The sequence below is a fragment of the Bradyrhizobium sp. LeoB3 genome (genome assembly GCF_055456055.1).
Genome location: NZ_JBVBEF010000112.1, coordinates 1 through 25,059 on the forward strand (window position 1 = coordinate 1; position 25,059 = coordinate 25,059).

Sequence of the window (25,059 nt, forward strand, 5' to 3'; positions counted from 1 at the left end):
GGCCCCCTGCTGGCGGAGGCGCTGGGCGACGTCGACGTTCAATATGTCTGGCGCTTCCTGCGCGAGCACAAGATTGATCTTTCGGTTCGCAAATCCTGGTGCGAGAGCAACGACCCCGAATTTGCGGCCAAAGCCGCCGATGTTGTTGGTCTTTATGTCGATCCGCCTGCAAAGGCCATTGTCTTGTGCGTCGATGAGAAGCCATCGATCCAGGCCCTGGAGCGCGCCCAAAGCTATCTGAAGCTGCCCAACGGACGGGCTTTGACTGGCCAAAGCCATGATTACAAGCGGCATGGCACGACGACGCTGTTCGCCGCGCTCCAGGTTGCCACCGGAACGGTCATCGCGGAGCATTCAAAGCGCCGCCGCCGCATGGAGTTCCTCGGCTTCATGAACCGGCTGGTTGCCAGCTTTCCGGACCGCGAACTTCACGTCATCCTGGACAACCTCAACACGCACAAGAAGAATGAGCGCTGGCTCAAAAAGCACCCCTTGGTGCAGTTTCATTTTACGCCGACGGGGCATCTTGGCTCAATCAGGTCGAGACCTGGTTCTCCATCCTGCAAGGCCAGTCGTTGAACGGTGCATCATTCACCGCCGTCACGCAGCTACAGGAGCACATCGATGCCTTCATCCGCGCCTACAATGAAAAAGCACAGCCCTTCGCCTGGACGAAGAAACGAGTCCGCCAAAAGCGGTTCAAAGGCCGCCGTATCACTCAGCTCTGATTCCGGGTACTAGCAATGACCCAGACGGCGATTATTGGCTCCGGCCCGATCTCGAATCCCATTCGGGAAGCGTTCTATACGACCGATTGAGTTCGACACCCAGCGCTCTTGCGCTCGCCTTAGAGCATGATCCGGAAAAGTGGGCACCGGTTTTCCGAAACGATCATGCTCCATAGAGCGGGACCACGATTCGAAGAAAAGTCATGACCTCTAGGCCTGAATCGGAATGAGGGGAGCCACTTCCCGATCCTGCGGTTTTTCGCTCGCCGCAAGGCCGGCGGCGACGCCGATGCGGTCTGCCTTGGGCCGATGCTGACTCATCTTGCGCTTGCCCTCGAACCTGGTGACCGGAATGCGCACCCCGACGATACCGCGCAGTTGCGCGGCGATGAAATCAGCGGGTGCGTCGCTGACAGCCGATGGGTTCGTACGCGACGTCTCATGGACGTTCGTCAGCCGTGTGACCACCTCGAGCAGACGTTCGGGCTCCTGGAAGAACTCGACCGGCCCGTACGCGTGGACGGCGATGTAATTCCATGTCGGCACCACCTTCCCGGTTTCTTGCTTGGTGGCGTACCATGAGGGCGTCACGTAGGCCTCCGGACTCATGAAGATCGCCAGAGCCTCGCCGTTCGGGGCCGCGCGCCATTGCGGATTGCTCTTCGCCAAGTGCCCGTACAGAACTCCGTGCTGTCCTTCGGTCTCCTCGAGGAAGAGCGGCAAGGGTGTCGCAAGCGGCCCGTCCGCGGTGGCCGTGACCAGGTTGGCGAGGCCGGCGGAGCGGATGGTCGCTCGGATGCTTTCGACTTCGTCATCTTTGAAGGCGGGGGGCACATACATGTCGGTTCTCCGTTCTCAGCCCTGACATAGACCCAGCTTGGCACGATCGAAACTGCCAGTTATCGCTGATTTTGCTCGTCCAGCTGTAGGGGCATGCGGCTATGACAATCGCCGCGAACGAAGCTAATCGACGGCTTGAGCCAGAAGCTGACAGCCGCGCTCGATCTGGCGGGTTTCCAGCGCGGCGTAACCCATGACGAGCCCGATATTGTCCAGCTGGCACCGGCGGCCCGGATGACGTTGATCGAAGAGGGGGCGACCGGATATCCTTCGCTCGCGACGCAAGAGGCGCTACGGGTCATCGCGGGAATGGTGTCCGAATGCACGCCGATCTTCCACTGGTCGGACATCGATCCGGACGGCACCTGGATCTTCCGCATGATCGAGCGCGCTATCGGACGCCCGATCCGTCCCCACCTCATGAGCATCGAAATCGCCAAGCGATCTGGACAAGTTCCGCCGAAAAAGGCCGCACCAGCGCGATGCCCATCGGATTCCGGCATAGCTGCGCTCGCCGCTTATCTGGCGGGGGAGGGCGCCAAGATCCTCGAGCAGGAAGAGCTCGACCCGGCCTTGCCCCAAGTCACCGGTCAGAGGTCAGCACTAGTCTAACTGGCCGAGAACCGTCGGTATCATGCGATTGAGAACCGTCAACTCGGTTCCAAGCGCATAGGAAATCGGATTCTCCGTTGTGACTTGAACGACAGTGCCAACCTTCAAATGCATGACTACAGGGTTGCCGGTCACGGGGGGCGCTGCGACGGTCGGGCAAAACGCGAGACAAAGGATGGACCTTGCCGTCTTGGTCCGGCGAAAGATGCAGTCGATCTTTGACTGACCGTTGTCGGCGACGATGCGAGCTATCATCTGCCGACAAGCTTCCGATGCGACCCCCATCGGGACTAGCCAGTCTGAAAAGTATCCGCCATCCGGCCAGATCTCGTGCGCTTGCTGAATCCCGATCTCGTCCTTGTTCCCAGTGGGGGGAAGGGGGTCATTCAATCCTTTGGGTCTCTGAACGATTTAGTCCTGCAGAAAACAATATGCGGTGTGAACTTCTTCATGTTGTGTGATGCTGACGCGGTGTCGCCGAGTCGAGACCTCGCCTCACTGGATTAACTGTCTCAAGGGCGCATGCTCGCGCAAATCCATCCATTGTGCACCGGTCGCAATTAGTTGTGGTATCGCTTGCGACGCAGCGCACGGGACTGCCAAAAGGTGAGGCGCCCCGGTACTTTGCGCGATTTTTGCAAGGCTGATCGCAAGGTGATCAATTGAAAGTTGTCTTGTCATGAACGCGCAGCGGACGCAGCCGAATACCGCCTATGCGATCTGCGGCTTCAACGATATTCCAAGCCAGCGCGCCATGGGCTTCTACCTCATGATCGTCGACGAAGACGGCAGCCACAGGCCGTGGCCCATTGTCGTGGTGCGCTGGGGCAAGCGGGTGTTTGGCTATCTCAACAAATGCCCGCACAACAGCGTGAATCTGGACTGGGAACGCAACCAGTTTTTCGATCCCCGCGGCATCCGGCTGATGTGCGGCAAGCACGGCTCGACCTTCGAGCTCAGCACCGGCCGCTGTGTCGACGGCCCATGCAAGGGCAGCCGGCTCACGCCGGTTGCGTTGACGGTGCTGGACGGCGATATCTGCGTGACCGGCGTGCGGCTTGTCGAGGAGGAGGTTTCCTCTGGCTAAAGCTGAAGCCGGCGCTCAGACCGGCCGGTTCTCGTTGCGGTTTCTCACGGGTTCCATCCTCTTCAGCCCTTCTTCGTAAGAGATCTCGTCATAGGACGCATCGACATCCTTGGCCGCGTCGAGCAGGTAGTCGAGCTTGCCGGGCGCATCGAGCTTCTTGATGTCATTCTTGTCGACCCCGACCAGGTCCATCATCTCCTTCCAAACGGTGGATTCATCGCACGGCAGCACGTTGAAGGTGATACCAGCGAGCTTGATTCGATATTTCGCCAACAGGTCTATGTTGTTGCAAAACATGAAGTAGCTGCCGTCAGGGCTTAGCGCGCTCTCAAGAACGTTTGCGACATCGGCAAGATAAGCGAAGCAGTGCAGATAGCCGGCCAGCACCGGAATGATGTTTTCGCCGACCTGCACGACCGTCAGTACCTGCTCGATCGAATAGTGGGGCGGCCGCTTCTCGTCCGCGACCTGGGCCTGAAATTTCAGTGCGATATCGCCACGAAAGCCGAACCGGCCCCGCTTGGTGGTCCCGCCCTTGAATATGGGATTGAGCAGGCGCCCTTCCTTCTCCAACCGGCCGAGCGCGGTGTTCTCGATTGCAGTCATCAAAAATCATCCCTCTATCCAAGACCACCGCCGGGCACCCCGGCGGTGGGAGACGCAATGCAAATCATTTGCCGCCGCGGGCGTAACCCTTTCTCGGCGGAATCCATAAAGAAGACACGCAAAGCCGCCGCGATCCCTCGAAGACCTTTGTCAGCAACCAGACACGCGTCGCAAAGCCAACAGCCCGATTTTGAAGAATGTGAGCAGTGTCAAGCGCCTGCGCTCTGGCATGCGACTTGCCAATTCGATGCAAATGACTCTGGAAAACAAAAGGTGCCATGATCAATCTGACGGATAGCGCAGTGAATGCGGTCAAGAGCGCGATCTCGGCTTCGGCCCAGCCGAGGAGCGGCTTGCGCATCATGGTCGAGGCCGGCGGCTGCGACGGATTCAAATACAAGATGGACCTCGCCGACGGGGCAAAGCCCGACGACACCGTCATCGAGCGCGACGGGATCAAGGTGTTCGTCGACAATAAGAGCCATGAGCACCTCGCCGGCACGACGATCGATTTCGTGGTGGCGCTGGAGGGCTCGGGCTTCACCTTCGACAACCCAAACGCTAGCTCGAGCTGCTCCTGCGGCAAATCCTTCAGCAGATGAAAAGAGAAATCAAAGCATGCTGGTCGAACCGGAACAGCTGAAGCAACGGTCGGTCGTTGAGACCGATCGTGAACAACTCATTCGGGCTGTGATCGAGGAGATTCGGCCCAATCTGCAACGCGACGGCAGAGACTGTCAGCTCGTTGGGATCGACGGCAGCAAGATCACGGTCAAGCTGACCGGTGCCTGCGTGTTCTGCAAGCTTTCAAGCGCGACGCTAGAAAGCATTCAGGCGCGGCTGGTCCAAGGGCTCGGCGAATTCGTTCGCCTGATCCCGGTCGCCGGCGGCGCCAATCCGCAGCATTGAGCGAGGCTCTGTGCCGATCTATCTCGACAACAATGCGACCACGCGGACAGATCCGTGTGTCTTGCAAGCCATGTTGCCGTTCTTCACGGAGCGGTTCGGTAATGCCTCGTCCGCCCACGCCTTCGGCAGCGAGATCGCAGGCCCGGTGGCCAAGGCACGCCGCAGCCTGCAGAGTTTGCTGGGAGCCGCCCACGATCATGAGATCATCTTTACTTCCGGCGGGACCGAGTCCAACAACACCGCCATCCTTTCTGCGCTCGCGACCCAGCAAGGGCGCGACGAGATCGTCACCACCTCCGTCGAGCATTCCGCCATCCTCACGCTGGTCGAGCAATTGGCGTTAACGGGCATCAAGACGCATGTGATCCCGGTGGATTCGCGCGGCCGCCTCGACCTCGAGGCGTTTCGCTGGGCGCTTGGACCACGCACGGCGATTGCGTCCGTTATGTGGGCCAACAACGAGACCGGCACGATCTTCCCGGTGGAGTTTCTGGCCGGCTTGGCGCGCGCGGCAGGTGCGCTGTTTCACACCGATGCGGTGCAGGCCATAGGCAGGGTGCCCATCGACCTGAAGGACAGTGCTATCGACATGCTCTCGCTGTCCGCACACAAGCTGCACGGCCCCAAGGGAATCGGCGCGCTCTATTTGCGACAAGGCACGAAATTCAGGCCGCTGATCTGGGGTGGGGCACAGGAGCGACGGCGCCGCGGCGGAACCGAGAACATCCCCGGCATCGTCGGTCTTGGAAAAGCTGCAGAGCTTGCGGCGGAGGGGCTCGAGCCGGAGCGTGTTCGCATTGCTGCGTTGCGCGATCGCCTGGAGCAGACGATTTTGCACAACGGCCGCTGCATCCCGCTCGGCGATGTCAGCAACCGCCTGCCGAACACGGCCAGCATCGCCTTCGAAGATCTCGAAGGCGAAGCAATCGTCCACCATCTCAACCGAGCGGGCATTGCCGCTTCGCTCGGATCGGCTTGCAGCTCGGGGTCAATGGAGCCGTCGCATGTGCTGCGCGCGATGAACGTGCCGGCAAGGAGCCTGCGCGGCGCGGTACGCTTTTCCCTCTCGCGTGAAACCACGGCCGATGACGTCGATCAGGTCGTCCGCGTACTGTCGCGCATCCTGGCTAATCTGCGTGCCATGTCACAAGAGCCTCCCAACCCCACCAGCGCTTCGCCCCAATGCACGAGTTGATCTTATGAAAGTCATGATTCGCCGCTCTCCGGAGGGCCTGTCGATTTATGTGCCGAAAAAAGATCTCGAGGAGCCAATTGTGGAATCGGAGCGCGAGACGCTGTGGGGTGGCTGGATCAGAATAGGCAATGGCTGGGTGCTCGATCTACCCGAGATGGCAAGCGACACGTCGCTGCCGATCACGATCAATGCCAGGAAGCGTGGCGAGGACGGCGACGGCCGATGAAGGCGATGGCGCAAACCGACTTCGTCAATGCGGCCGATGCGGAGGCGATTCTCACTGACATAGCGAGGAGGCTGCGTACCGCCAGCATTATTCCCTATCTCGGACCTGGCCTCGCTGATGTGTCCAAACCGGATGCGCCGATGACGCCGGACGCCTTGGCTGCTTTCTTCGCCAGCAAGGTCGCGCTGCCGCGCCGGGCCAAAGGCAACATCTGGGCGTCTGCGCAGCACATCGAGAGCAACAAGCATCGCACCACCGTGACGGCATTGATGGCGCTGGCCTTTGCTGCGCCGGTCGAGCCGACGCCGCTGCATCATCATCTTGCCGTGCTGCCCCTGCCTGTCATCGTCGATACCTGGTATGACGGTGCGATGCGGGGGCGCTTGGCAGGCGCGAGGGATGGGGTGAGGTGCAGGGTATCACCCGCGCCGGCCTCGGCGAGGACCGCTGGTATCGCTTCTATGATGCAGCGGGCGGAGAGGTCGACCATGATGCGGCGCAGAGCTGGAGCACGGTCCTCTATAAGCCGCACGGCGGCGTGTTGCCCGCAAGGAACTTCCTGATCTCTGACGCCGACTATGTCGAGGTCCTGACCGAGATCGACATTCAGACGCCGATCCCCGATGTGGTGAAAGAGCGGCGCAGTGGCCGAAGCTTTCTCTTCATCGGCTGCCGCTTCAACGATCAGCTGCTGCGAACTTATGCGCGGCAGCTCACCAAGCGCTCGGCCGGTGTTCATTACGCCATCGTGGAGCCAGATGTGCTGTCCAGGAATGAACTGCGTTTTCTGGTCGAACAGGGCCTGACGCCGCTTGCGATCCCGCTCCCGCGCGCGGTCGAGATCCTGCTCGCCGGCCGACAGACCGGTATACGGGTGTCGATGTTGCTCGCGTGCCGGCGCACGCGAGTTGTCTTTCGTTCGCGCCAGGGAATGAGTACGTTCATCTCTGTGTCGGGATCGAGACGCCTGGCACACTTCGAACATTGCTAATGTCGTGCAGAAGGCCGTCGCTTTCACGGCAGAGGGCGGTAAGCGGCTCAGCTTTTGACCTAGATCAAAATTGCTCGCAAGTCCGGCCATGGCACGCGAGTTGCAAATCTTCTTTTCAGTTTCCGCTGCAGGGAGAATGGAAGGATGAACGTATCAGCGCTGGACGAAGCAAGCTCGGCAGGGAGCGCGGTCGACATTGGCAAGGTCATGCAGATCGCCGCGCGCAAGGGCTGCGGGAGGTCCGGCGGGGGCAAGGCAAGCTGCGGCTCGCAGGCCGGCCAGGGTGATCTGCCGACCGAGATCTGGGAGAAGGTCAAGAATCACCCCTGCTACAGCGAAGCAGCGCATCATCATTACGCGCGCATGCATGTTGCGGTCGCGCCTGCCTGCAACATGCAGTGCAATTACTGCAATCGTAAATATGATTGCGCTAATGAATCGCGCCCGGGCGTGGTGAGCGAAAAACTAACGCCGGAGCAGGCGGCGAAAAACGTGCTGGCGGTCGCCTCCACAATCCCACAGATGACTGTGCTCGGCATCGCGGGGCCCGGCGATCCCCTGGCCAATCCGAAAAAGACGTTCAAGACGTTCGAGCTGGTGGCCAAGGCTGCTCCCGACATCAAGCTGTGCTTGTCGACCAACGGCCTGATGCTACCCGACCATGTCGACACGATCGCCCGCTTCAAGATCGATCATGTCACCATCACTATCAACATGGTCGATCCCGAAATCGGCGCCAAAATCTATCCGTGGATTTTCTACAACCACAAGCGCTACACCGGCCTAGAAGCCGCAAAGATCCTCAACGAGCGCCAGCTGAAAGGCCTCGAGATGCTCACCGAGCGGGGCATCCTATGCAAGATCAATTCGGTGATGATCCCGGGTATTAACGATCAGCATCTGGTCAAGGTCAACAAGGCGATCAAATCGCGCGGCGCGTTCCTGCACAACATAATGCCGCTGATCTCCGCGCCCGAGCACGGCACGGAGTTTGGTCTCAACGGGCAGCGGGGGCCAACCGCGCAGGAATTAAAGGCACTGCAGGATGCCTGCGAGGGCGAGATGAACCTGATGCGGCATTGCCGGCAGTGCCGCGCCGACGCTGTCGGCTTGCTCGGCGAGGACCGCAGCGCGGAGTTCACTACCGAGAAGGTTATGGCCATGGACGTCAAATATGACTTGCCGATGCGCAAGGCCTATCAAGCCAAGATCGAGCAGGAGCGCGTTGCCAAGCTTGCTGGCAAGCAGGAAGAGCTCGTCGAGCTTGCCAGCAAAATGAGTGACATCAAGCCCATGGTTGCCGTGGCGACGAAGGGCGCGGGCGTCATCAACGAGCATTTCGGTCACGCCAAAGAGTTCCAGGTGTACGAACTCTCCACGACGGGCGCCAAATTCGTCGGCCATCGCCGCGTCGATCACTATTGCCGGGGCGGCTGTGGCGAGGAGGAGCGCCTTGCCACCGTCATCAGCGCCATCAACGACTGCCATGCGGTATTAGTGGCCAAGATCGGCGGCTGTCCGAAAAGCAATCTGTTGAAGGCCGGGATCGAGCCAGTCGACCAATACGCCCATGAGTTCATCGAAAAATCAGCGATCGCCTGGTTCAAGTCCTATCTGGAGAAGGTGCAAAGCGGCGAAATCCAGCATACCGAGCGGGGCGAGGCGGCGATCCGCCAGGGCGCACTGATTTCGGCCGCCTAAGGGGGAAGGTCAATGCCGTTCAAGATCATCGCCTCGCAATGCACGAGCTGCTCGGCTTGCGAGCCCGAATGTCCCAATGTCGCAATCTCGGAGAAAGGCGGAACGTTTGTCATCGATCCGAAAAAATGCACCGAGTGCGTCGGCCATTTTGACGAGCCGCAATGCGTCGCGGTGTGCCCGGTCGATAACACCTGCGTCTTGGACACCTCGTTGCCGCGCTACCAGGCGCGCGCGTAAATAGGGGCCGATCCCATGACCTTTGCGCCGGCGCCCAGCGCTGAAAAACTCGCGATTTTCGCGCTGCGCACCGCTGGCCGCAGCTTCCGCCTCGCCGTTACAGGCGGTGGTTGCTTGGATTTGTCCGCCAAGACAGGTGTTGCGCCCGCACCTCGGCCCGGTCAGCAAGGCCTCCAGCGGAACGGGCTAAGATTGCCTCAATTCGGGAGCCGCTAATGCTTGGCGGTGTCACGATCGATTTGACCGACACTGCTGCGCAGAGCGGGCCGATCTTCCAAGAAGCAGGTGTGCTGCTCCAGCGATACCGCAAAGGCTGCCCATTAGAACAGGAAAGCTGCCAATGAACCTCGCTGGGGCCGGCAATCCGCTGTCCGGGAGCGAAGGGGCGCTGATTGCGCGCACGCTGCTCGGCGAAGGCCTGCCGCGCGAAGCCGAGGATCATCTGTGGCAGGCCGGGCTCCTCTATCACGTGGATGCGATCGCGGAAAGCCACCTGCACGAAGCGCAGGCGCTAGCGCCGGGCCACGCCGCCGTCCTGATCGGAATCTACCGCTTCTATTTCTACAAAGGTCGCTTGGCCGAGGCGTTGGAGGTGGCAAAGCTCTGTATCTCCAAGGCAGCGCGCGAAAACGGTCTCGCTGACGATTGGCGGCGGGTCAGCGCGGGCGACGCTGCTTTCGATTGCTACGAGAACATCCTGTCGCGCTTCTATTTATTTTCGCTAAAAACCTACGCGTACCTGCAGCTGCGGCTCGGCAATCTGGATGAAGGCCGCGCGGCCGCCAGCAAGCTCGTGCAGCTCGAGCCGACCGACAAGATCGGCGCCAGGGTGCTCCTGGACGTGCTGCAGCGGATGGGGCAGGACGATGACGATTGACATCGATAAGGCCCGCGACTGGCTGGGCAACGAGGTCGACTGCGGCAGCTGCACTCATATCGGGCTCAGGGCCAGCGGCGGCTGCCGCTTGATGCACGCCTGCGTCAACGACCGCTATGCTCGCCGCATCGACCGCTTCTTCTACTGGAATCCGGCGCTGGCCGACGCCTACATCACCCATCCACATTTTGAGGTGCGCGCGATCGCAGCCAACCACGCCAGCGTGTTTCTGCTGCCGATGCTGCCCGACGATGCTGAGGAAACCGTGCGCTGGAACGCCGCGCGGCGCCTGCCCAAGCGCTTAGTGCTGCGGCTGCGCAACGATCTGCATCGGAAGGTTAGGATGCGGGTTGCGACCTTGCTGGATGGGAGCTGGCGCCGATGATCTCGGACCAGGACTATTACGTCCGCCTGGTGGTGGCGAGCCGGATCGCGCGGGCGCTGCTTGGGCGTCTCATGAGCGATGACGAACCCGAGGTGCGCCGCGTGGTTGCGATCCGTGTTCCCAATGAGTGGCTGCTCGGCATGGTCAATGATCCCGATGGCACCGTGCGCCTCGAGATCGCACGGCGGCCGAGCTAGCGGAATTGACCAAAGACGAGGACTCGATGGTGCAGGAAGTCGCCCGCGCGCGCGTGGCCATCCGGCCCGAACGACCGAGGAAGAGTGGGACATGAGCAACATCGTTCGCGACAGCGAGGTGGTCGAGTTGACCGGGCCGCCTTTCTTCAGCTTTGGCGAAAAGGTGCAGGCCAGCCGTACCATCCGCAATGACGGGACATATGCCGGCAAGGAGATCGGCGAGATCCTCGTCAAAAAGGGGGAGGTGGGTTACGTCGTCTCAATCGGCACTTTCCTGCAGCAGTTCTACATCTATGGCGTTCAATTTCTCGAAAGCGGCAACCGCGTCGGCATGAAGCGCAAAGAGCTCGAGCCGGAGGTGGGGCGCGATGAGCTTTTGGATCTGCCGTTGCCTGAAGAGGCCGGCCCATGATCGCCTCGAGACTGCCGAAATACCAATGGGGCCAGCGCGTCAAGGCAGCGGTCGACCTCATCAATGACGGCTCGTTTCCCAATGCACCGGCCGATAGACTCCTGATCGGCGCCGGAGGGATCGGCGAGATCGTGCAGGTCGGCAGGCATAGGGAAGGCAACGTGCCAATCTATCTCGTCGAGTTCGGCGAGCGGATGGTCGTCGGCTGTCTTGAAGAAGAAATCACAGTGCTATGAGGGGGCCTTTGGCGATGAATGCCGCGGTGATGAGAAAGGCAGCGGTCAGGATGATCCCTCACCCGAACGAGCTCGATTGCAAGCGGATCGAGCGCGCCTTAAGCGCGCGCAAGCGCTATCGCTATGTCTCGCCGCATGTGAAGGCGGTGAGGGGGCTATCTGATCGAGAGTCCCTGCTGCTCTCGCAATATCGACGCCGATGGCGGCCTTATCGATGCCGCGCTGATCCACTACGACATGGTGTGCGGCATGTGGAAGCTGTTTCGCAAGAACCACGCAAACGGAATCTGGGAGTTTTATAGCATTTACCACCGGCTGACCTCGGCGATCGAAGATTTGAACACAGATCCCGAGCGGCTGTTCTGGCTATGAAGCTTATTTAGGGTCCAATTATATGGGAGACGCGATGGCGCTTGGCACAGACGAATTGATGGAAATCGAACGGGTGCTCGCGGCGGCGCAGGCTGATGCAGATCCGGTTCTCGAGTTGCGGCGTCGCTTTCCGCACCTCGCCGCGACACGCTGTGATGCCTCTGACGTGACGGAGCGACCATTCCGGAGTCTTCCGAATTTCGATCTGCATCTGATCGATGGCTGCGATCGCTGCCTAGAGATCACGGCCGATCCGGTGCGGGCGATTGGCATCCTGCTGGCGGCAAGGAGGATCGGACGGTGATCGGCGTTGGACTGGTAGGGCATCGCGACGATGGCACGGACGCGGTCGACGCCGATTTACCCTTCATTCCGCTCTCAGATCCCGATATCACCTCCGCCGAGCTCTCCGCCGTGGAAGCGCTGCTGTGTTCGCCACGGGTCTCCAATGGGCCCATCACCGAGGCCTTCGAGAAAGCCTTCGCCGCCTACCTTGGGCGCAAATATGCCGTTGCCGTCCCCAGCGGCACCATCGGGCTTCTGCTTGCACTAAAAGCGCTCGGCATCGGACCCGGGCAGGAGGTGATTGCCTCGCCTTATTCGTTTCGCGAGGTAGTGCATGCTATCAGTCTCGTGGGCGCGAGGGCCGTATTTGCCGACGTCGACTATTGGTCGGGAGCCTTGGCTCCGGCGAAGGTCGAAGAGCGTGTCACGGCCAACACGCGGGCGATCATTGGTGGCAACCCCAATGGCCATCCGGCGCCATGGTCGGAGCTGCGCGCGATCGCGCAGCGCCATCAATTGCCGCTCCTGGAGGATTCAACCGAAGCGATCGGATCGCGATACAAGTTCGAACTCGTCGGCCGCTTTGGCGATATCGCCGTGTTCGACTTCGCCCAGCCACTGGCCCTGACCTGCGGCGAAGGCGGCATGGTGGTGACCGACGACATCGACATGGCCGTTGGCTTGCGCCGCCATCGCGCGCATCGGCTGGATGAGCGCTCCTCCGTTGTCGTCAGCAGCGCAGCGCCCCACCAGGCCGGCATGAGCGATCTCACAGCCGCGCTGGGCCTTGCGCAGCTGAAGCGCCTCGAGGAGATCCTGGAGCGGCGCCGACTCGTCGAACAGCTCTACAACGCGCATATGCAATCCTTTGAGGGTATCAAGCCTCCCTATGTCGGTCCCGATGTGACCGAGGTGAACTGGTTTCTTTATCTCGTCCATCTCGGAACGCGCTTCGCGCGATCCAGCCGCGACGCCATTGTCGATGACCTCCGCATCGAGCAGGTCGAGGCCGCCGCTTATTGCTATCCCTTGCATCTGCAGCGGCATTATTTCGAACTTGGCTATCGTCATGGCGATTTCCGGGTTGCGGAAAAGATCGCCGATCGCGCCCTGGCACTGCCGTTTCACAGCCACCTCACCGACGAGCAGATCGAGTTCATCGTGGAGACGATGAAGGACGCATCCATCAACATCGGCGCTGGCGCAGCAATTTATTAGCAACGAGGAATTATCAATGCGAGGCGCAAGGCAGGCTTGAATGTCGACATGCACAGTCTCACCGTTGGACAAGATAATCGACGTCATTCACGCCACGTCACTTTTGGCGGTGCTGCAGAACCCGGAGATCGCCACTTCCGGACAAATGCAGGGGCAGACCACACGCGGATGCTCCGGCCTGTTCGTCCGGCAAAGCCACGAGGAACTCTTGAGGGTGGTGCGGGAAGACAATGAGAAGCTCAATGCAATTTGATGTTCTCAGCGGGCCGTCGATGCCTACAAGGAGCTGGTCGGTGGAATTGGCGTCCTTCGGTTGACCGGTACCGCCGTCGATGTCTTTCGCGCAGGAAAACACGGCGCATGAGCAAGGGAGCAGCGCGACATGGGCAGCCAAGAGATTGAGGTGTTCGCCGTCTGCCCCGCCGATGCAATCGAGCGGGGCAGCGCGAGGGGCTTTAGCCTGTCACGGATCGACGAGAGCGGTGAGAGTCGGCCGTTTCCGATTGTTGTGGTTCGGACCGTTGGCAATGATTATCACGGCTATGTCAACCGCTGCCCACATGACGGCGTCTGGCTCAACATCCGTGCGGGCGAATTTTTCTCGCCCGACCGCGCCTTTCTCGGGTGCGGCCGGCACGGAGCGATCTTCGAGATCGACAGCGGGTTTTGCATCGATGGCCCTTGTAACGGAAGAGCCCTTGAGCCGGTTGCGCTCGCCGTGATCGGCGGCGACGTCTGCCTGTGTGCCGTGAAGCTGGTGGAGGACAACGGCTTTCCCGGTCCGTTCGAGGATGGCGACGAAACCATGGACATCATGATCCATCCAGATTAACAGGCTTGATCTCATGAACGTGGACTTAAGGAGTCTTTTAAGGGAAAGCGCCGTCATTCGCATGAACATCGGCGCAAGTCTGTCGCGTATCGCTGCGTTCGGATTTGTTAGGATCAAGGGCCGGGCAGGCCGGCGGGTTATCCTGTAGCCCAGCATGAATGGTACGGCGATGCTCGAACAGCGAGACGCGCATCCATTCGATGTTCGCGTGCGTTGGTGGCTTTGCGAGGATCAAACGCCCGGTCGCCAGCTCTTATCGCGCATGGACGCATTACCCTGAAACGGAGATCATTCGCGCCCGCATCCGAATGATCTCGGCGGCCCAAGGAGGTGTTCAAGTGCTAGTACCCACTTTTCTTGGATCGTGAGTCGTGCTTCAAGATATGGATGATACCCGAAGCAAGAGAAGTCCACCTTTCGCGGAAAGATCGCAAGGTGCTTGAGGCGTGCTGTCGCTCCCCTTGCAGCGCGATTTGAAGCGGGCGCGGATCGTTCTGTTGGCGGCGGATGGGCGCAGCACCCGATCGATCGCCAAGGAAGTTGGGGTCCAGCCGCGGATTGTCAGCCTTTGGCGGCATCGTTATGCCGACCAAGGCCTTGAAGGGCTGCAAGACAAGGCGCGACCGGGCAAGCAGCCAATCTATACGAAGGCCACCGACAAGCGGATTTTGAAGCTGCTGGACAAGCCGTCGCCGGAAGGGTTCGCACGCTGGACCGGGCCCCTGCTGGCCGAGGCGCTGGGCGATGTTGACGTCCAATATGTCTGGCGGTTCCTGCGCAGCCACAAGATCGACCTCGCGGCTCGCAAGTCCTGGTGTGAGAGCAACGACCCGAACTTTACGGCCAAAGCCGCCGATGTTGTCGGCCTCTATGTCGCCCCGCCGGCGAAGCCCATTGTGCTGTGCGTGGACGAGAAGCCCTCGATCCAGGCCTTGGAGCGAACGCAGGGTTATCTGAAGTTGCCCAATGGCCGCGCCTTTCAGAGGATCGTGAGCAGGGATTTCGCGGGATCGTGAGCAGCTTTTCAGTGGCTCAGTCCGCTTCGGCCGATAACTCAGCCGGCTTAGGAACTGCCTCGTCAGTGAACGAGGAAGGCCGATGCCCACCCAGAGATTGTCGATGCGCCGGATCAAAGAGGTTCTCCGCTTAAAACATGTTCAAGGCTTGCCGGAGCGAGCCATCGCGCGCACCCTGGGCATCAGCAACGGTGCCGTGCACAGCTATCTGCGCCGAGCCGGAGCTGCCGGGCTGAACTGGCCGTTGCCGGCCGGAATGACCGACGAGGACCTGGAGCTGCTGCTTTTCCCTGCGCCGAAGCCGGCGTCGCAGAGCCTCCAGCGGTCCGCTCCCGACTGGGGCTATGTCGACAAGGAATTGCGCCGGCGCAATGTGACCCGTCGGCTGCTGTGGGACGAGTATCGCGCCACCCATCCTGATGGATTCGGCTACACATGGTTCTGCACGACCTACGAGGCCTGGAAGGGGCGTGCCCGGCCTTCGATGCGGCAGACCCATCTGGGCGGCGAGAAGGTTTTCGTGGATTTCGCCGGCGACACCATCGACGTCATCGATCCCTCAAACGGGGAAGTGCAGTCGATGAAGCTGTTCGGTCGCGGCGATGGGCGCCTCCTCCAACTATACCTACGCCGAGGCCTGCCCAAGCGAGGGGCTCGCCGACTGGATCCGCCTCCACATCAACCTTTTCGCCTCCCTCGGCGCGCGCCGACATTCGTGGTCTGCGACAATCTCAAGGCCGCCGTCACCAATCCCGACCGCCACGATCCCGGCCTCAACCGAACCTATGCCGAGATGGCGAGCCATTACGGCACGGCCATTCTCGCAGCCCGGCCGCGGCGCCCAAAAAGACAAGGCAAAGGTCGAAGTTGCGGTGCAAGTCGCCCAGCGATGGATTCTGGCGCGGCTGCGCAACCAACGCTTTTTTTCGTTAGCGGAGCTGAACGCAGCCATCAAAATACTCGCCGTCGAACTCAATGCCCGGCAGATGCGCGACTTTGGCGCCAGCCGCGCCGAACTGTTCGCCGAGCTCGACCAGCCCAAGCTCACAAAGCTGCCGGACCAGGCTTACGCTTTCGCACGCTGGAAGCGATGCCGGGTCGACCCCGACTATCATATCGAGATCGATGGACACTGGTATTCCGCGCCGTATCGGCTCATCCGTGAGCTCGTCGATGCGCGCATCGACGACAGGACGGTCGAGATCTTCCACAACGGCCGCAGGATCGCCAGCCACGCCCGCGCCCCTAACCGGCGGGGCCACACCACCATCGCCGACCATATGCCCAGCGCCCATCGGCGCTACGGCCAATGGACGCCCGCCGGAGTGATCGCCGCCGGCGAGCGGATCGGTCCGTCGACCGCCGCCTTCTTCCAAGCCGTGATCGCGGCCCGGCCGCATCCCGAGCAAGGCTTTCGCACCTGCCTCGGCATTCTGTCGCTGACCAAAAGTTACAGCGCCGAGCGCGTCGACGCGGCCTGCCGGCGCGGCATTCTGATCAAGGCACGATCCGTCGCCTCGATCCGCTCCATCCTCCAGAACGGCCTGGATCGCACCTTTCTCGACGAACCCTCCGAACACCAACCCCTGCGCCACGGCAACATCCGCGGCTGGGATTATTTCCACTGAAGCCAAGGAGACCTGTATGCTCAACCATTCCACCCACGAACGCCTGATCGAGCTCGGCTTGAGCGGCTTGGCCAAGGCCTTTGAGGAGCAGCGACGATCACCTGATCTCGAAGCCTTGCCGTTCGAAGATCGCATCGGCCTGCTGGTCGACCGGGAAGCCGCAGAACGTGACACCAGGCGGCTCACCACGTGCCTCAAGCTGGCCGCGCTTCGCCAGAATGCCTGCGTGGAGGACGTCGATTTGCGCACGCCGCGGGGTATCGACCGGGCCGTCTTCGCCAAGCTCGTCAGCGGCGACTGGATCGATCGCCACGAGAATTTTCTTCTAACCGGGGCGACCGGATTGGGCAAAAGCTGGTTAGCCTGTGCTCTCGGTCACAAGGCCTGCCGCGACAATCGCTCGGTTCTCTACCATCGCGTCCCAAGATTGTTCGAAGCGTTGGCGCTCGCGCGGGGAGATGGACGTTATGCCCGCTTGCTCAAAACCCTTGGCCGCGTCCAGCTTCTGATTTTGGACGATTGGGGATTGGCGGTGCTCACCGTCGCCGAGCGGCGCGATCTACTGGAAATCCTCGAGGACCGCCATGGCCGCGCATCGACCATCGTAACCAGCCAACTTCCCGTGGACTCATGGCACGAAGTTATCGGAGATCCCACGCTCGCCGACGCCATTCTGGATCGCCTCGTCCATAACGCTCACCGCCTCCAGCTGGCCGGCGAAAGCATGCGAAAACGCAACGCCAAAACCATCACCCTTGACGAGCAGCCAGAACGCTGACTCTATCAACGCCTTGGCCGGAGCGGGCCGCTCACGATCGTCTGAATTCGGCGCTCATGATCGCGCGAGATCGCTGCTCACTATCAGTGAAATATGCACCTCTCCCCGCGCCGCTGCTCGTACTTGCGCTGCCTACCCGGTGCAACTACGTTAAGTAAGCCTTGCTGCCGGTTGCTCAACTGAAGGATTGCATGCAATGACCCCAGACAATGCCGGCCGAGGCCGACTCCGCGTGCCGCAGGAGGCCGCGCTTTGGTTGGCCATCGCCGGCATTCTTGCGGCCGCAATTTGGTTTTCCTGGAATCCAACCCCGGTTGCTCAAGCGCTTGCGGCACTTTTCATTGCCTGCGCCCTGATCCACGCCACCTTCGCCTATGGTGCGCGGAGCGCCTTGGTTCTGTTCGTTACTTGTAACGCAATTGCGTTTGCGATGGAAAACCTGAGCGCTGCCACAGCGTTTCCATTTGGGACCTTTCATTTCGTGGTCGGCGCGGACTTGCCGCAGATCGGCCTCATCCCGATCATCGTGGGACCGGTATGGTTCGTTGTGGGCTATTTTTCATGGGTGGTCGCGTCGGTTCTTTTGGATCACGCCGATCGTCAGCTCGATCGACCTTTCAATTTGGTCGCCCTGCCCATCGTAGCCGCTTTCGTGATGACCCAGTGGAATCTTGTGACGGATGCCCCTAACGCGACGATAGCCAAGGCTTGGATATGGCACGGCGGCGGTGGAATGTTCGGTGTTCCACTCTCCAACTATCTCGGCTGGCTTCTCACCTCCTGGCTGATCTGCCAGGCCTTCGCCCTCCACCTGCGCTGCGACGGCCGACGGCAGCACTTGAGGATTAGTCACAGGCTAGCGGTGATCGGCATCCTTTTCTATGTCGGCGCCGGCGTTACGCACATCGTGCCCTGGATCATGGGAGAGAGAGGCGAAGCCGTCGACGACAGAGGCTATGGCTGGCAGGTCCACGATATCCGTGAATCCACGGTCGCGATCCTGCTGCTGACGATGGTCTTCACCGCATTGCTCGCAGGGCTGCGCCTCTTGCGCCAGGCGAATTGCAAAGGCGAGCCAATCGCATCAATATCTGGCGATTGAAAGCGGGGCATGTCGTCGCAACACGGACTAGTACCCACTTTTCTTGGATCGTGAGTCGTGATTCAAGATATGGATGATACCCGAAGCAAGAGAAGTCCACCTTTCGCGGAAAGATCGCAAGGTGCTTGAGGCGTGCTGTCGCTCCCCTTGCAGCGCGATTTGAAGCGGGCGCGGATCGTTCTGTTGGCGGCGGATGGGCGCAGCACCCGATCGATCGCCAAGGAAGTTGGGGTCCAGCCGCGGATTGTCAGCCTTTGGCGGCATCGTTATGCCGACCAAGGCCTTGAAGGGCTGCAAGACAAGGCGCGACCGGGCAAGCAGCCAATCTATACGAAGGCCACCGACAAGCGGATTTTGAAGCTGCTGGACAAGCCGTCGCCGGAAGGGTTCGCACGCTGGACCGGGCCCCTGCTGGCCGAGGCGCTGGGCGATGTTGACGTCCAATATGTCTGGCGGTTCCTGCGCAGCCACAAGATCGACCTCGCGGCTCGCAAGTCCTGGTGTGAGAGCAACGACCCGAACTTTACGGCCAAAGCCGCCGATGTTGTCGGCCTCTATGTCGCCCCGCCGGCGAAGGCCATTGTGCTGTGCGTGGACGAGAAGCCCTCGATCCAGGCCTTGGAGCGAGCGCAGGGTTATCTGAAGTTGCCCAATGGCCGCGCCTTGACTGGTCAGAGCCACGATTACAAGCGGCATGGCACCACAACGCTGTTTGCGGCGCTCGAAGTCGCCACCGGAAAGATCATCGCAACGCACTCAAAACGACGTCGCCGCGTCGAGTTTCTCGATTTCATGAACAGCGTCACCGCGGCTTTTCCAAACCGGAAGCTTCACGTCATCCTCGACAACCTCAACACCCACAAGAAGAACGAGCGTTGGCTCAATGCCCACCCCAACGTGGAATTTCATTTCACGCCGACAAGTGCGTCCTGGCTCAGTCAGGTCGAGGTATGGTTTTCGATCTTGCAGGGGCAGTCGCTCAGCGGCACTTCCTTCACAAGCCTCAAGCAGCTTCAGGACCACATCGATGCCTACGTCAACGCTTACAACGACAAAGCCGAGCCCTTCGTCTGGACCAAGAAAAAGGTCCGTCAACGCCGGTTCAAAGGCCGCCGTATCACTCAGCTCTGATTCCGGGTACTAGCTCGCCGAATGGACTGGCCAACCAAAACTCTATACGCCCGAGAAGGGCGATTCCAGCGGCCGCGGCAGCTCCATCTCGGTTTTCTCGTCGGCGCGGAGGGTTGGACGCCCGGCTGGCCTGCATGTGCGCTGCATCGCGGGAGACGGTCGCCAACGAAACTGCGCGCGCCGAACTCGATTTCGCGTTGTCCACGCTCGCTAACTGGACACGCAACCAGACAGGCAAGCCGTATGATGAAAGCCGTCGGCCCGACTGTAGAGAATAGGTGGGGCTGACGTCGTCCCGCATTCCTTTTGCTTCCGTCCGCCCTAGCCTGCGATAGGGCACGCCCGCGTGCTTTCAGAATCGGGGGGCAGCCTCCCCACATTGCTAGATCCATAAAATCGCGTGCGGACGAACGCGAGCGGCGCGGCTTCACGCTGTCCACCGAGTGAGGCGGCAAGGCGGCGAACGTCGACGCCAGCACCATTTTTGGTCGGGTGAATCCGCGTGCCGGCTTCGCTTCCAATGAGGCCCCATTTGTGGGGGGAGCCGAGGCGAACAGGTGTTAGTGACATCCAAAACGCGCTCGAGACAAAGAAAGCCCTCGGCGGCTACAACCGCCGAGGGCTCCGTCTGGGCTGGCAGGGGGGATCGCAGACCCAGACGTGACAGGACCGTTAGGCAGTGAAATGACGATCCTGTATCAGGAGTTCTGGGAGACTCGCTTTAGAGTAGGCTGGCCGTGCATGCAGGGAGAGGGGGAACAATCCTGCGAAGTACAAACCCCAGTCACGCGCATCAATTCAAGCGACATATCCATTGACCCTAGCTTTGTAATCGAGGTCTTTGCCCCAGGAATCAACTGATTGAAGGCAAGCGCCTTCAAGGCGGAGAGCGTGAAGCGCCGACGCCACTGGCATCCCCGATTGTGGTTTGCCATGGGCGCCGTCGTGGTCCCAGCCGGCTTGGCTTGCGCCCTTGCGCAAGCCGCGCTCGGCGATCGCGCGCTCTCGTCAGAGCGTTCAGCGCTCACCGAAAGATGCGGTCGGTTCGCGCCGAATGGTGCCGGTAAGCGGTCATGCCCTGCTGTAGCGAGGCGTCGAGCTCATCAGGCAGCTTGGCGAAAATTCATGGGCTCCTCCGAGAAGACGACGGTCGTGACGCGCTACATCCTTCCGCGAGATGACATTGCAAGAGCCGGGCCATGCGGAAGGATCGGGATTCTTCGGCTATTTTGGGGGCTAGCTGCGGAAAAGCTGGAGGCGCACGCGTCTGCTCGATGTTTGTCACGTCCGCAACAAAAGAGACCGTTGCTGTAGCAAACGTGACGATGAGTGGCAGTTGTACGTCGGCAGACCGAGAAGGATCGGCGCAGAAGCGCGCGGCGTGCATCTTGGTTCGAAGCTTGCATGGAGAAGCAAGATGGTGGAGCAAGCCAAGCGGGAGCAAGGCAGATCGCGATGAGGGGACCAGACATCGAAGCCCTGATCAGGAAAGGCTTTTCGGACGCGGAGGTGTCCATGACTGATCTAGCCGGCGACGGCGATCATTATGGCGCCCGCGTCGTTTCGCGCGCCTTCACAGTCAAGAGCCGAAGCAGCATCAGATTGTGTATGCGGCGCTCAACGGGATAATGGGTGACGAGCTTCACGCGCTCGCGCTGACGACCGCGGTCCCGAGCGGTGCACTCGGACCTTGTCCCCCTTCAGATGAACCCAATCGAATGCGTGGCGGGCTCATGAACTCAGAAACGGAATTCGAGCTTCCTCAACTCTACAGGCATCATGTCTTTGCCTGCCACGTCCAGCGTCCGCCTACTCATCCGCACGGCAGCTGCGGTGCAGCTGGTGCGCAAGCCCTGTGGGACAGGACGAGCAAGGCGATCGAAGTGCAAGGGCTCACCGATATCGGCTTCACGGCGGCGGGCTGCCTCGGCTTTTGCAAGGCCGGTCCCTTGATGGTGGTCTATCCCGATGGCGTCTGGTACCGTCCAACCACGCCTGACGACATCGACGAAATCGTCGAGTCCCATCTCAAGGAAGGTAAACGTGTCGACCGCCTGGTGATGGTGTTGAAGCGGAGCTGAGGGCTCGGTTAAAGGCAGCTTGCGCGGGCTATCAAGTTAGTCTCGGCTTCCATCTGACGACTGGCCTCTCTGGAATCCTGGGTTACCCTCTTTCGCCAGGGTGATGAGTGGTGGTGACCTCACGGTCCTTCATCAAGAACTCCGTGCCCAACCGGGCCCTTGACCTTATAGGTGCGGCCTTCGCTTTCGTCGGGATCCTCGGTAAGATGGATGTTCCTGATCAGGGTGCGCGCTTGATCACCGTGGACGAGCCTTTGGATTTCAAGTCCCTGATCACCATGCCCTGCCACCTCCAGCGGCGAGCCGTTTGAATCCCTGACGTTGATGTCCTTGTGGCGCTTTGCGCGACGCTCGCCGAGATGGAAAATGGCTTGATCAATCACTCTTACCCTTCGATCTGGTCCGTCACCTCATGTTGGCTCCGCCAATAGCGCAAAGCTAAAGCGAATGCGGCGCCGGGCCCGGCTCCCGGCGCTGAGAGAGATGACGCTTCTTCGAACCGTCAGCTCGCTCGATCTTTTTGTTTGCGCAACCCGGTTTCCACTTTTCCCCGATCGTGCTCTTGGGTCAGAACTTGTAGGTGATGCCGCCGCCGACCAGCCATGAGTCGATATTGGCGCGCCCGGTGACCGGAATCACCTTGTTTACGGTCGCCGAATAATCCGGCCGCAGCCACAACTTCTTCACGTCAACGTTGAAGCCCCAGTGACGGTCGAGCATGTAGTCGAAGCCGAATTGGACCGCGGCGCCAACTTGGTTGCTGATCTGCAGGTCGGTGACCGCGAGGCCAGCGACCGGCGTGTTGCCCGCCGACTGGTTGAAGAATACGGTGTAGTTGATGCCGGCACCGATATACGGCTTGAACGCGCCGAAATCGGTGAAGTGATATTGCAGCGTCAACGTCGGCGGCAACAGCCAGGATTTGCCGATGTCGAGCCCGTTGAGCGTCCCGGTGCCGTTGATGTGATGCTTGGTCGCGCCGAGAATGAGTTCGGCGGCATGTTCGGGGTGAAGAAATAGGTGATGTCGAGCTCCGCGACCACTTGATCGCTGATCGAGAGCCCCGAATTCGGTGACGACAGGCCCGGAACGCCGAAGACGTTAACCGAGCTACCTCGAGCATCCGGCAAAACGCCGAGCACGCGCAGGCGGATCATCCAGGGATTGAATGGTTCGACCGGCGGCGCTTTGGTGTAGATCGCCGCCGATGCGAGATCGGCAGCTTGCAGCGACATGGTGGCCCCACCGAATGCCTCACGACCAGCGAGGCTGTCGTCAGAATTGTTCTTGTTCTCATCAAATTCTTCGATTCCCAAGTCAGCGCGGGGAGTCGCGCGACGTCTCTGTCACACACGCGGCATCGCGAAGGATTTGATGCGAATCAAAATCGGGCGGTCGAGACACGATTAAGTCGCCATGTTGCGAAAGGATCACGACCGTAAGGCGTGATGACTGACTTTTCTTCGAATCGTCATTCCGCTCTATATTTTTTGTTTGAGCATGATCTTCTCGGAAAAGCGGTTTCCACGTTTGCGGATCACGCTCTAATGCAATCCAGCTACAGCGGTAACGCGCGATCGAGGGGCCTCGAAGTTGCGCCGACATGCCCGCGCATACGCGGGGATTCATTGAGGCAGCAATGTTCGCCAAGTTGCCCGGCTTCCTCCTCTATCTGAAGGGTGCCGGCCGGCAATTGACTAATCAATTCCGCGTCGCCCCTTGTTCGGAAGTCGGATTGGAAATGATCCTGGTGCGGCATATGGTGGCCGAGCCGGGCGCGAGCGGCGAGTTTGGCGTTGCCTAGCCGATCTCGACATAAACCTTCGTATCGTTCCGTCCTACCCTTTGGATACCCGACGATTACCTACGTTCAATTGAGCTGCTGATGGCGGTCGTTCTAGGCTGCGTCCTGCCCTCCTTGGGCGTTTCCTCCCTAGACTTCGGCCGCTTGTGGCAACGCAGGCGGCCATTTCTTTGTCAGATGGCCGCTGACTCGCATGGCGCTCCTGTAATTGGCTCGGAAACGAGTGGGCGGGCCGTAAATGAGCGTCATCATCGATACCAATCTAGCCGAACGCCGAAGGCTAAGCTTGATGAGCTAAATAAGAAGGCGATCGACGCCATCACGTCCGGCAAGCTCACAGATGGGCGCCAGTATCAGCGCAATGTGGGGTAAAGGCGCCCGCCGCCGCTGCGCACCTGCTCGCTTAGACGCTGGAAGACATCCTGAAAGACCAGGAGGAGAGGGATGGTACGTGTTTCGACATTGGAACGCCGTTCCAATTCGGAGGAAGAGAAGGGCCGAGCTGATGAAGCTCGTTGGCGATCTGTGCACCATCGAGCTGCTGAACAACAAAGGGGTCAGCATCTACATCGAGCCGGAGAAGATCGATGGCGGGCTCATCCTGTCGACCGGCGCGATCAAGGAATCAGTCTGGCAGGACACCGTCGGCCTGGTGCTCAAGAAGGGCAAGACCGCCTTCAAGCATGAGCCGCAGACCGGCACCTATTTCCACGGCCAGGATGTCAAGGCCGGCGATTGGGTTGTATTCCGGCACGGCGATGCTCGCCGCGTCCGGATCAAGGGCGTGGATTGCCGCATGGTCGAGGACACGCTGCTCGACATGGTGGTCGACAACTCCGACGTGATCACACACCGGCTGATAGTGACACCGCTTGGCGGAGCTTTCGGGCGCACTGAACTAGAGCGGGTCGTTTTGTCGGCTTTGAGACCAATATCCACCACATGACGCTACACACACCCAGTACGAAGCGACTGTAGCCAACTTTCAAAATCGGCACATCGCTTGCTTCATTCGGGGCACCATCACCGGTCGCAGGCGGGGCGGTGCTGTAGGGACGGACTCGGCACGTCCTCCATGGCGTCCGGCCGCCCCGCCAATTTGTTGTGGGGCGACATGAAACAGCCCTTCGGCGCCTCGCTCGGCTTGATCGATGTCACTACGAATGTCGATGCGGTCGAACTGGAACGTGCAGCGAAGCGTCCACTGATGTCCGGCTTTCACGCGCAATTCAGCATCGGCGAATGTGCCGGCTCCGCCGCGATGACCGCATTGGCGGGCTGCACCTTGGGGCTTTTTCATCAACCTAATTAAAATTATAGACGCGCGTGTAGAGCCCCGATCGTCTTCAGCGAGCCTGCTGCGCGCGCCCGAAGAAAGGGGAGCGGGGAAACTCCGCTTTCTTCGCCTCTCGTTAAACTAGCGAGTAGCGTAGCTCACCCGCTCCGGCAGTACCCTCCGGCTGCCTCGCTCGAGCATCGCTCGAGATCGTCCTGCATGCTCCGCCCAAGCAGCGACAGCACGGGCTCATGATCGAATCCCGCGCATCTTGCGCCGTCGGCGTTGATCAGCGGG

Annotated in this window: 24 protein-coding genes and 9 pseudogenes; 29 read left to right on the forward strand and 4 right to left on the reverse strand. The window is 60.4% G+C overall.

Translation table 11 applies throughout. From position 1 onward, the window contains the following. Positions 1 to 728 (forward strand): annotated as a pseudogene (locus ACZXDY_RS38825) (IS630 family transposase); the annotation flags it as partial. Positions 729 to 938: 210 nt separating this feature from the next. On the opposite strand, the gene ACZXDY_RS38830 reads toward ACZXDY_RS38825, so the two are convergent. Beyond that, the gene (locus ACZXDY_RS38830; protein WP_464349145.1) at positions 939 to 1,568 is read right to left on the reverse strand and encodes an FMN-binding negative transcriptional regulator; all 630 of its coding nucleotides are present in this window, start codon (positions 1,566 to 1,568) and stop codon (positions 939 to 941) included. A gap of 135 nt (positions 1,569 to 1,703) precedes the next feature. Here ACZXDY_RS38830 and ACZXDY_RS38835 point away from each other — a divergent pair, with 135 nt between their 5' ends. Beyond that, positions 1,704 to 2,180: a Wadjet anti-phage system protein JetD domain-containing protein gene (locus ACZXDY_RS38835; protein WP_464349146.1), complete on the forward strand. Its 477-nt coding sequence runs from the start codon at positions 1,704 to 1,706 to the stop codon at positions 2,178 to 2,180. 679 nt (positions 2,181 to 2,859) lie between these two features. Continuing rightward, positions 2,860 to 3,267, forward strand: coding sequence for a Rieske (2Fe-2S) protein (locus tag ACZXDY_RS38840; protein WP_028169019.1), 408 nt, complete (start codon positions 2,860 to 2,862; stop codon positions 3,265 to 3,267). A gap of 15 nt (positions 3,268 to 3,282) precedes the next feature. On the opposite strand, the gene ACZXDY_RS38845 is transcribed toward ACZXDY_RS38840, so the two are convergent. Beyond that, positions 3,283 to 3,873, reverse strand: coding sequence for a hypothetical protein (locus ACZXDY_RS38845; protein ID WP_028169018.1), 591 nt, complete (start codon positions 3,871 to 3,873; stop codon positions 3,283 to 3,285). Positions 3,874 to 4,151: 278 nt separating this feature from the next. Between ACZXDY_RS38845 and ACZXDY_RS38850 the strand changes: the two genes are divergently transcribed. The 23 genes and pseudogenes from ACZXDY_RS38850 to ACZXDY_RS38960 all read left to right on the forward strand — a co-directional run bounded on the left by ACZXDY_RS38850 (position 4,152) and on the right by ACZXDY_RS38960 (position 21,682). Beyond that, positions 4,152 to 4,475 (forward strand): HesB/IscA family protein, encoded by a 324-nt coding sequence (locus ACZXDY_RS38850; RefSeq protein ID WP_028169017.1) that lies wholly within the window; start codon positions 4,152 to 4,154, stop codon positions 4,473 to 4,475. Between the two features lie 16 nt (positions 4,476 to 4,491). Beyond that, entirely contained in the window at positions 4,492 to 4,782 is a 291-nt protein-coding gene (locus ACZXDY_RS38855; protein ID WP_028169016.1) for a NifU family protein, read from the forward strand. Between the two features lie 10 nt (positions 4,783 to 4,792). Beyond that, positions 4,793 to 5,977 carry a cysteine desulfurase NifS gene (nifS, locus tag ACZXDY_RS38860; protein ID WP_028169015.1) on the forward strand — a complete coding sequence of 395 codons (1,185 nt, stop codon included), beginning with the start codon at positions 4,793 to 4,795 and terminating at the stop codon, positions 5,975 to 5,977. A 4-nt stretch (positions 5,978 to 5,981) separates the two neighbouring features. After that, the gene (nifT, locus tag ACZXDY_RS38865; RefSeq protein ID WP_028169014.1) at positions 5,982 to 6,203 is read left to right on the forward strand and encodes a putative nitrogen fixation protein NifT; all 222 of its coding nucleotides are present in this window, start codon (positions 5,982 to 5,984) and stop codon (positions 6,201 to 6,203) included. Further along, positions 6,200 to 7,059: pseudogene (locus tag ACZXDY_RS38870) on the forward strand (SIR2 family NAD-dependent protein deacylase); the annotation flags it as partial. The gene nifT and the pseudogene ACZXDY_RS38870, both read left to right, overlap by 4 nt. A 279-nt stretch (positions 7,060 to 7,338) precedes the next feature. Continuing rightward, positions 7,339 to 8,895: a nitrogenase cofactor biosynthesis protein NifB gene (gene nifB, locus ACZXDY_RS38875; RefSeq protein ID WP_463718827.1), complete on the forward strand. Its 1,557-nt coding sequence runs from the start codon at positions 7,339 to 7,341 to the stop codon at positions 8,893 to 8,895. Between the two features lie 12 nt (positions 8,896 to 8,907). Further along, a complete protein-coding gene (locus ACZXDY_RS38880; RefSeq protein WP_028169012.1) occupies positions 8,908 to 9,132 on the forward strand; it encodes a YfhL family 4Fe-4S dicluster ferredoxin in 225 nt (74 codons plus the stop codon). 340 nt (positions 9,133 to 9,472) lie between these two features. Further along, positions 9,473 to 10,009 carry a hypothetical protein gene (locus tag ACZXDY_RS38885; RefSeq protein ID WP_463718828.1) on the forward strand — a complete coding sequence of 179 codons (537 nt, stop codon included), beginning with the start codon at positions 9,473 to 9,475 and terminating at the stop codon, positions 10,007 to 10,009. Further along, positions 9,999 to 10,686 (forward strand): annotated as a pseudogene (locus tag ACZXDY_RS38890) (4Fe4S-binding leucine-rich repeat protein). The gene ACZXDY_RS38885 and the pseudogene ACZXDY_RS38890 overlap by 11 nt, the downstream one beginning before the upstream one ends. Continuing rightward, positions 10,683 to 11,003, forward strand: a complete 321-nt coding sequence (locus ACZXDY_RS38895; RefSeq protein ID WP_028169010.1) for a nitrogen fixation protein NifZ — start codon at positions 10,683 to 10,685, stop codon at positions 11,001 to 11,003. The pseudogene ACZXDY_RS38890 and the gene ACZXDY_RS38895 overlap by 4 nt, the downstream one beginning before the upstream one ends. Further along, positions 11,000 to 11,239: a nitrogen fixation protein NifZ gene (locus tag ACZXDY_RS38900; protein ID WP_028169009.1), complete on the forward strand. Its 240-nt coding sequence runs from the start codon at positions 11,000 to 11,002 to the stop codon at positions 11,237 to 11,239. Before ACZXDY_RS38895 ends, ACZXDY_RS38900 begins: the two co-directional genes overlap by 4 nt. Positions 11,240 to 11,253: 14 nt before the next feature. Beyond that, a pseudogene (locus tag ACZXDY_RS38905) lies at positions 11,254 to 11,611 on the forward strand (DUF3024 domain-containing protein). 34 nt (positions 11,612 to 11,645) lie between these two features. Then, positions 11,646 to 11,915, forward strand: a complete 270-nt coding sequence (locus ACZXDY_RS38910; RefSeq protein ID WP_028169008.1) for a DUF6129 family protein — start codon at positions 11,646 to 11,648, stop codon at positions 11,913 to 11,915. A gap of 11 nt (positions 11,916 to 11,926) precedes the next feature. Then, positions 11,927 to 13,114, forward strand: a complete 1,188-nt coding sequence (locus tag ACZXDY_RS38915; RefSeq protein WP_051397321.1) for a DegT/DnrJ/EryC1/StrS family aminotransferase — start codon at positions 11,927 to 11,929, stop codon at positions 13,112 to 13,114. Positions 13,115 to 13,154: 40 nt separating this feature from the next. After that, positions 13,155 to 13,367: a hypothetical protein gene (locus tag ACZXDY_RS38920; protein WP_455998701.1), complete on the forward strand. Its 213-nt coding sequence runs from the start codon at positions 13,155 to 13,157 to the stop codon at positions 13,365 to 13,367. Positions 13,368 to 13,496: 129 nt separating this feature from the next. Beyond that, positions 13,497 to 13,946 carry a Rieske (2Fe-2S) protein gene (locus ACZXDY_RS38925; RefSeq protein ID WP_028169005.1) on the forward strand — a complete coding sequence of 150 codons (450 nt, stop codon included), beginning with the start codon at positions 13,497 to 13,499 and terminating at the stop codon, positions 13,944 to 13,946. A gap of 387 nt (positions 13,947 to 14,333) precedes the next feature. Beyond that, positions 14,334 to 14,923: pseudogene (locus ACZXDY_RS38930) on the forward strand (IS630 family transposase); the annotation flags it as partial. 121 nt (positions 14,924 to 15,044) lie between these two features. Then, positions 15,045 to 16,590: pseudogene (gene istA, locus ACZXDY_RS38935) on the forward strand (IS21 family transposase). A 16-nt stretch (positions 16,591 to 16,606) separates the two neighbouring features. Continuing rightward, on the forward strand, positions 16,607 to 17,368 hold the full coding sequence (gene istB, locus ACZXDY_RS38940) for an IS21-like element helper ATPase IstB (protein WP_464349147.1): 762 nt from the start codon (positions 16,607 to 16,609) through the stop codon (positions 17,366 to 17,368). A gap of 256 nt (positions 17,369 to 17,624) precedes the next feature. Continuing rightward, on the forward strand, positions 17,625 to 18,470 hold the full coding sequence (locus ACZXDY_RS38945) for a carotenoid biosynthesis protein (RefSeq protein WP_165435655.1): 846 nt from the start codon (positions 17,625 to 17,627) through the stop codon (positions 18,468 to 18,470). A 73-nt stretch (positions 18,471 to 18,543) separates the two neighbouring features. Beyond that, positions 18,544 to 19,601: pseudogene (locus ACZXDY_RS38950) on the forward strand (IS630 family transposase). A gap of 1,449 nt (positions 19,602 to 21,050) precedes the next feature. Then, a pseudogene (locus ACZXDY_RS38955) lies at positions 21,051 to 21,274 on the forward strand (BolA/IbaG family iron-sulfur metabolism protein); the annotation flags it as partial. 60 nt (positions 21,275 to 21,334) lie between these two features. After that, positions 21,335 to 21,682 carry a (2Fe-2S) ferredoxin domain-containing protein gene (locus ACZXDY_RS38960; protein WP_028169327.1) on the forward strand — a complete coding sequence of 116 codons (348 nt, stop codon included), beginning with the start codon at positions 21,335 to 21,337 and terminating at the stop codon, positions 21,680 to 21,682. A 119-nt stretch (positions 21,683 to 21,801) separates the two neighbouring features. Here ACZXDY_RS38960 and ACZXDY_RS38965 read toward each other — a convergent pair whose 3' ends face one another. Together ACZXDY_RS38965 and ACZXDY_RS38970 are read right to left on the reverse strand one after the other, a co-directional pair. Further along, positions 21,802 to 22,065, reverse strand: coding sequence for a hypothetical protein (locus ACZXDY_RS38965; protein WP_035693183.1), 264 nt, complete (start codon positions 22,063 to 22,065; stop codon positions 21,802 to 21,804). Between the two features lie 184 nt (positions 22,066 to 22,249). After that, positions 22,250 to 22,917 (reverse strand): annotated as a pseudogene (locus ACZXDY_RS38970) (OmpW/AlkL family protein). Positions 22,918 to 23,321: 404 nt separating this feature from the next. On the opposite strand from ACZXDY_RS38970, the gene ACZXDY_RS38975 reads away from it, so the two are divergent. From ACZXDY_RS38975 to ACZXDY_RS38985, 3 genes are all read left to right on the forward strand, one after another. Beyond that, positions 23,322 to 23,486: a hypothetical protein gene (locus ACZXDY_RS38975; RefSeq protein WP_155255682.1), complete on the forward strand. Its 165-nt coding sequence runs from the start codon at positions 23,322 to 23,324 to the stop codon at positions 23,484 to 23,486. Positions 23,487 to 23,991: 505 nt separating this feature from the next. Then, positions 23,992 to 24,432, forward strand: a complete 441-nt coding sequence (locus ACZXDY_RS38980; protein WP_455998904.1) for a hypothetical protein — start codon at positions 23,992 to 23,994, stop codon at positions 24,430 to 24,432. A gap of 129 nt (positions 24,433 to 24,561) precedes the next feature. Then, positions 24,562 to 24,798 carry a hypothetical protein gene (locus ACZXDY_RS38985; RefSeq protein ID WP_464349148.1) on the forward strand — a complete coding sequence of 79 codons (237 nt, stop codon included), beginning with the start codon at positions 24,562 to 24,564 and terminating at the stop codon, positions 24,796 to 24,798. Positions 24,799 to 25,059 lie beyond the last annotated feature (261 nt).

Coding starts and splice junctions, on each gene's coding strand:
- ACZXDY_RS38830 (WP_464349145.1), bottom strand. CDS start 1,568: ATGTATGTGCCCCCCGCCTTCAAAGATGACGAAGTCGAAAGCATCCGA.
- ACZXDY_RS38840 (WP_028169019.1), top strand. CDS start 2,860: ATGAACGCGCAGCGGACGCAGCCGAATACCGCCTATGCGATCTGCGGC.
- ACZXDY_RS38845 (WP_028169018.1), bottom strand. CDS start 3,873: ATGACTGCAATCGAGAACACCGCGCTCGGCCGGTTGGAGAAGGAAGGG.
- ACZXDY_RS38850 (WP_028169017.1), top strand. CDS start 4,152: ATGATCAATCTGACGGATAGCGCAGTGAATGCGGTCAAGAGCGCGATC.
- ACZXDY_RS38855 (WP_028169016.1), top strand. CDS start 4,492: ATGCTGGTCGAACCGGAACAGCTGAAGCAACGGTCGGTCGTTGAGACC.
- nifT (WP_028169014.1), top strand. CDS start 5,982: ATGAAAGTCATGATTCGCCGCTCTCCGGAGGGCCTGTCGATTTATGTG.
- nifB (WP_463718827.1), top strand. CDS start 7,339: ATGAACGTATCAGCGCTGGACGAAGCAAGCTCGGCAGGGAGCGCGGTC.
- ACZXDY_RS38880 (WP_028169012.1), top strand. CDS start 8,908: ATGCCGTTCAAGATCATCGCCTCGCAATGCACGAGCTGCTCGGCTTGC.
- ACZXDY_RS38885 (WP_463718828.1), top strand. CDS start 9,473: ATGAACCTCGCTGGGGCCGGCAATCCGCTGTCCGGGAGCGAAGGGGCG.
- ACZXDY_RS38895 (WP_028169010.1), top strand. CDS start 10,683: ATGAGCAACATCGTTCGCGACAGCGAGGTGGTCGAGTTGACCGGGCCG.
- ACZXDY_RS38900 (WP_028169009.1), top strand. CDS start 11,000: ATGATCGCCTCGAGACTGCCGAAATACCAATGGGGCCAGCGCGTCAAG.
- ACZXDY_RS38910 (WP_028169008.1), top strand. CDS start 11,646: ATGGCGCTTGGCACAGACGAATTGATGGAAATCGAACGGGTGCTCGCG.
- ACZXDY_RS38920 (WP_455998701.1), top strand. CDS start 13,155: ATGTCGACATGCACAGTCTCACCGTTGGACAAGATAATCGACGTCATT.
- ACZXDY_RS38925 (WP_028169005.1), top strand. CDS start 13,497: ATGGGCAGCCAAGAGATTGAGGTGTTCGCCGTCTGCCCCGCCGATGCA.
- istB (WP_464349147.1), top strand. CDS start 16,607: ATGCTCAACCATTCCACCCACGAACGCCTGATCGAGCTCGGCTTGAGC.
- ACZXDY_RS38960 (WP_028169327.1), top strand. CDS start 21,335: ATGAACTCAGAAACGGAATTCGAGCTTCCTCAACTCTACAGGCATCAT.
- ACZXDY_RS38975 (WP_155255682.1), top strand. CDS start 23,322: ATGTTCGCCAAGTTGCCCGGCTTCCTCCTCTATCTGAAGGGTGCCGGC.
- ACZXDY_RS38980 (WP_455998904.1), top strand. CDS start 23,992: ATGAAGCTCGTTGGCGATCTGTGCACCATCGAGCTGCTGAACAACAAA.
- ACZXDY_RS38985 (WP_464349148.1), top strand. CDS start 24,562: ATGGCGTCCGGCCGCCCCGCCAATTTGTTGTGGGGCGACATGAAACAG.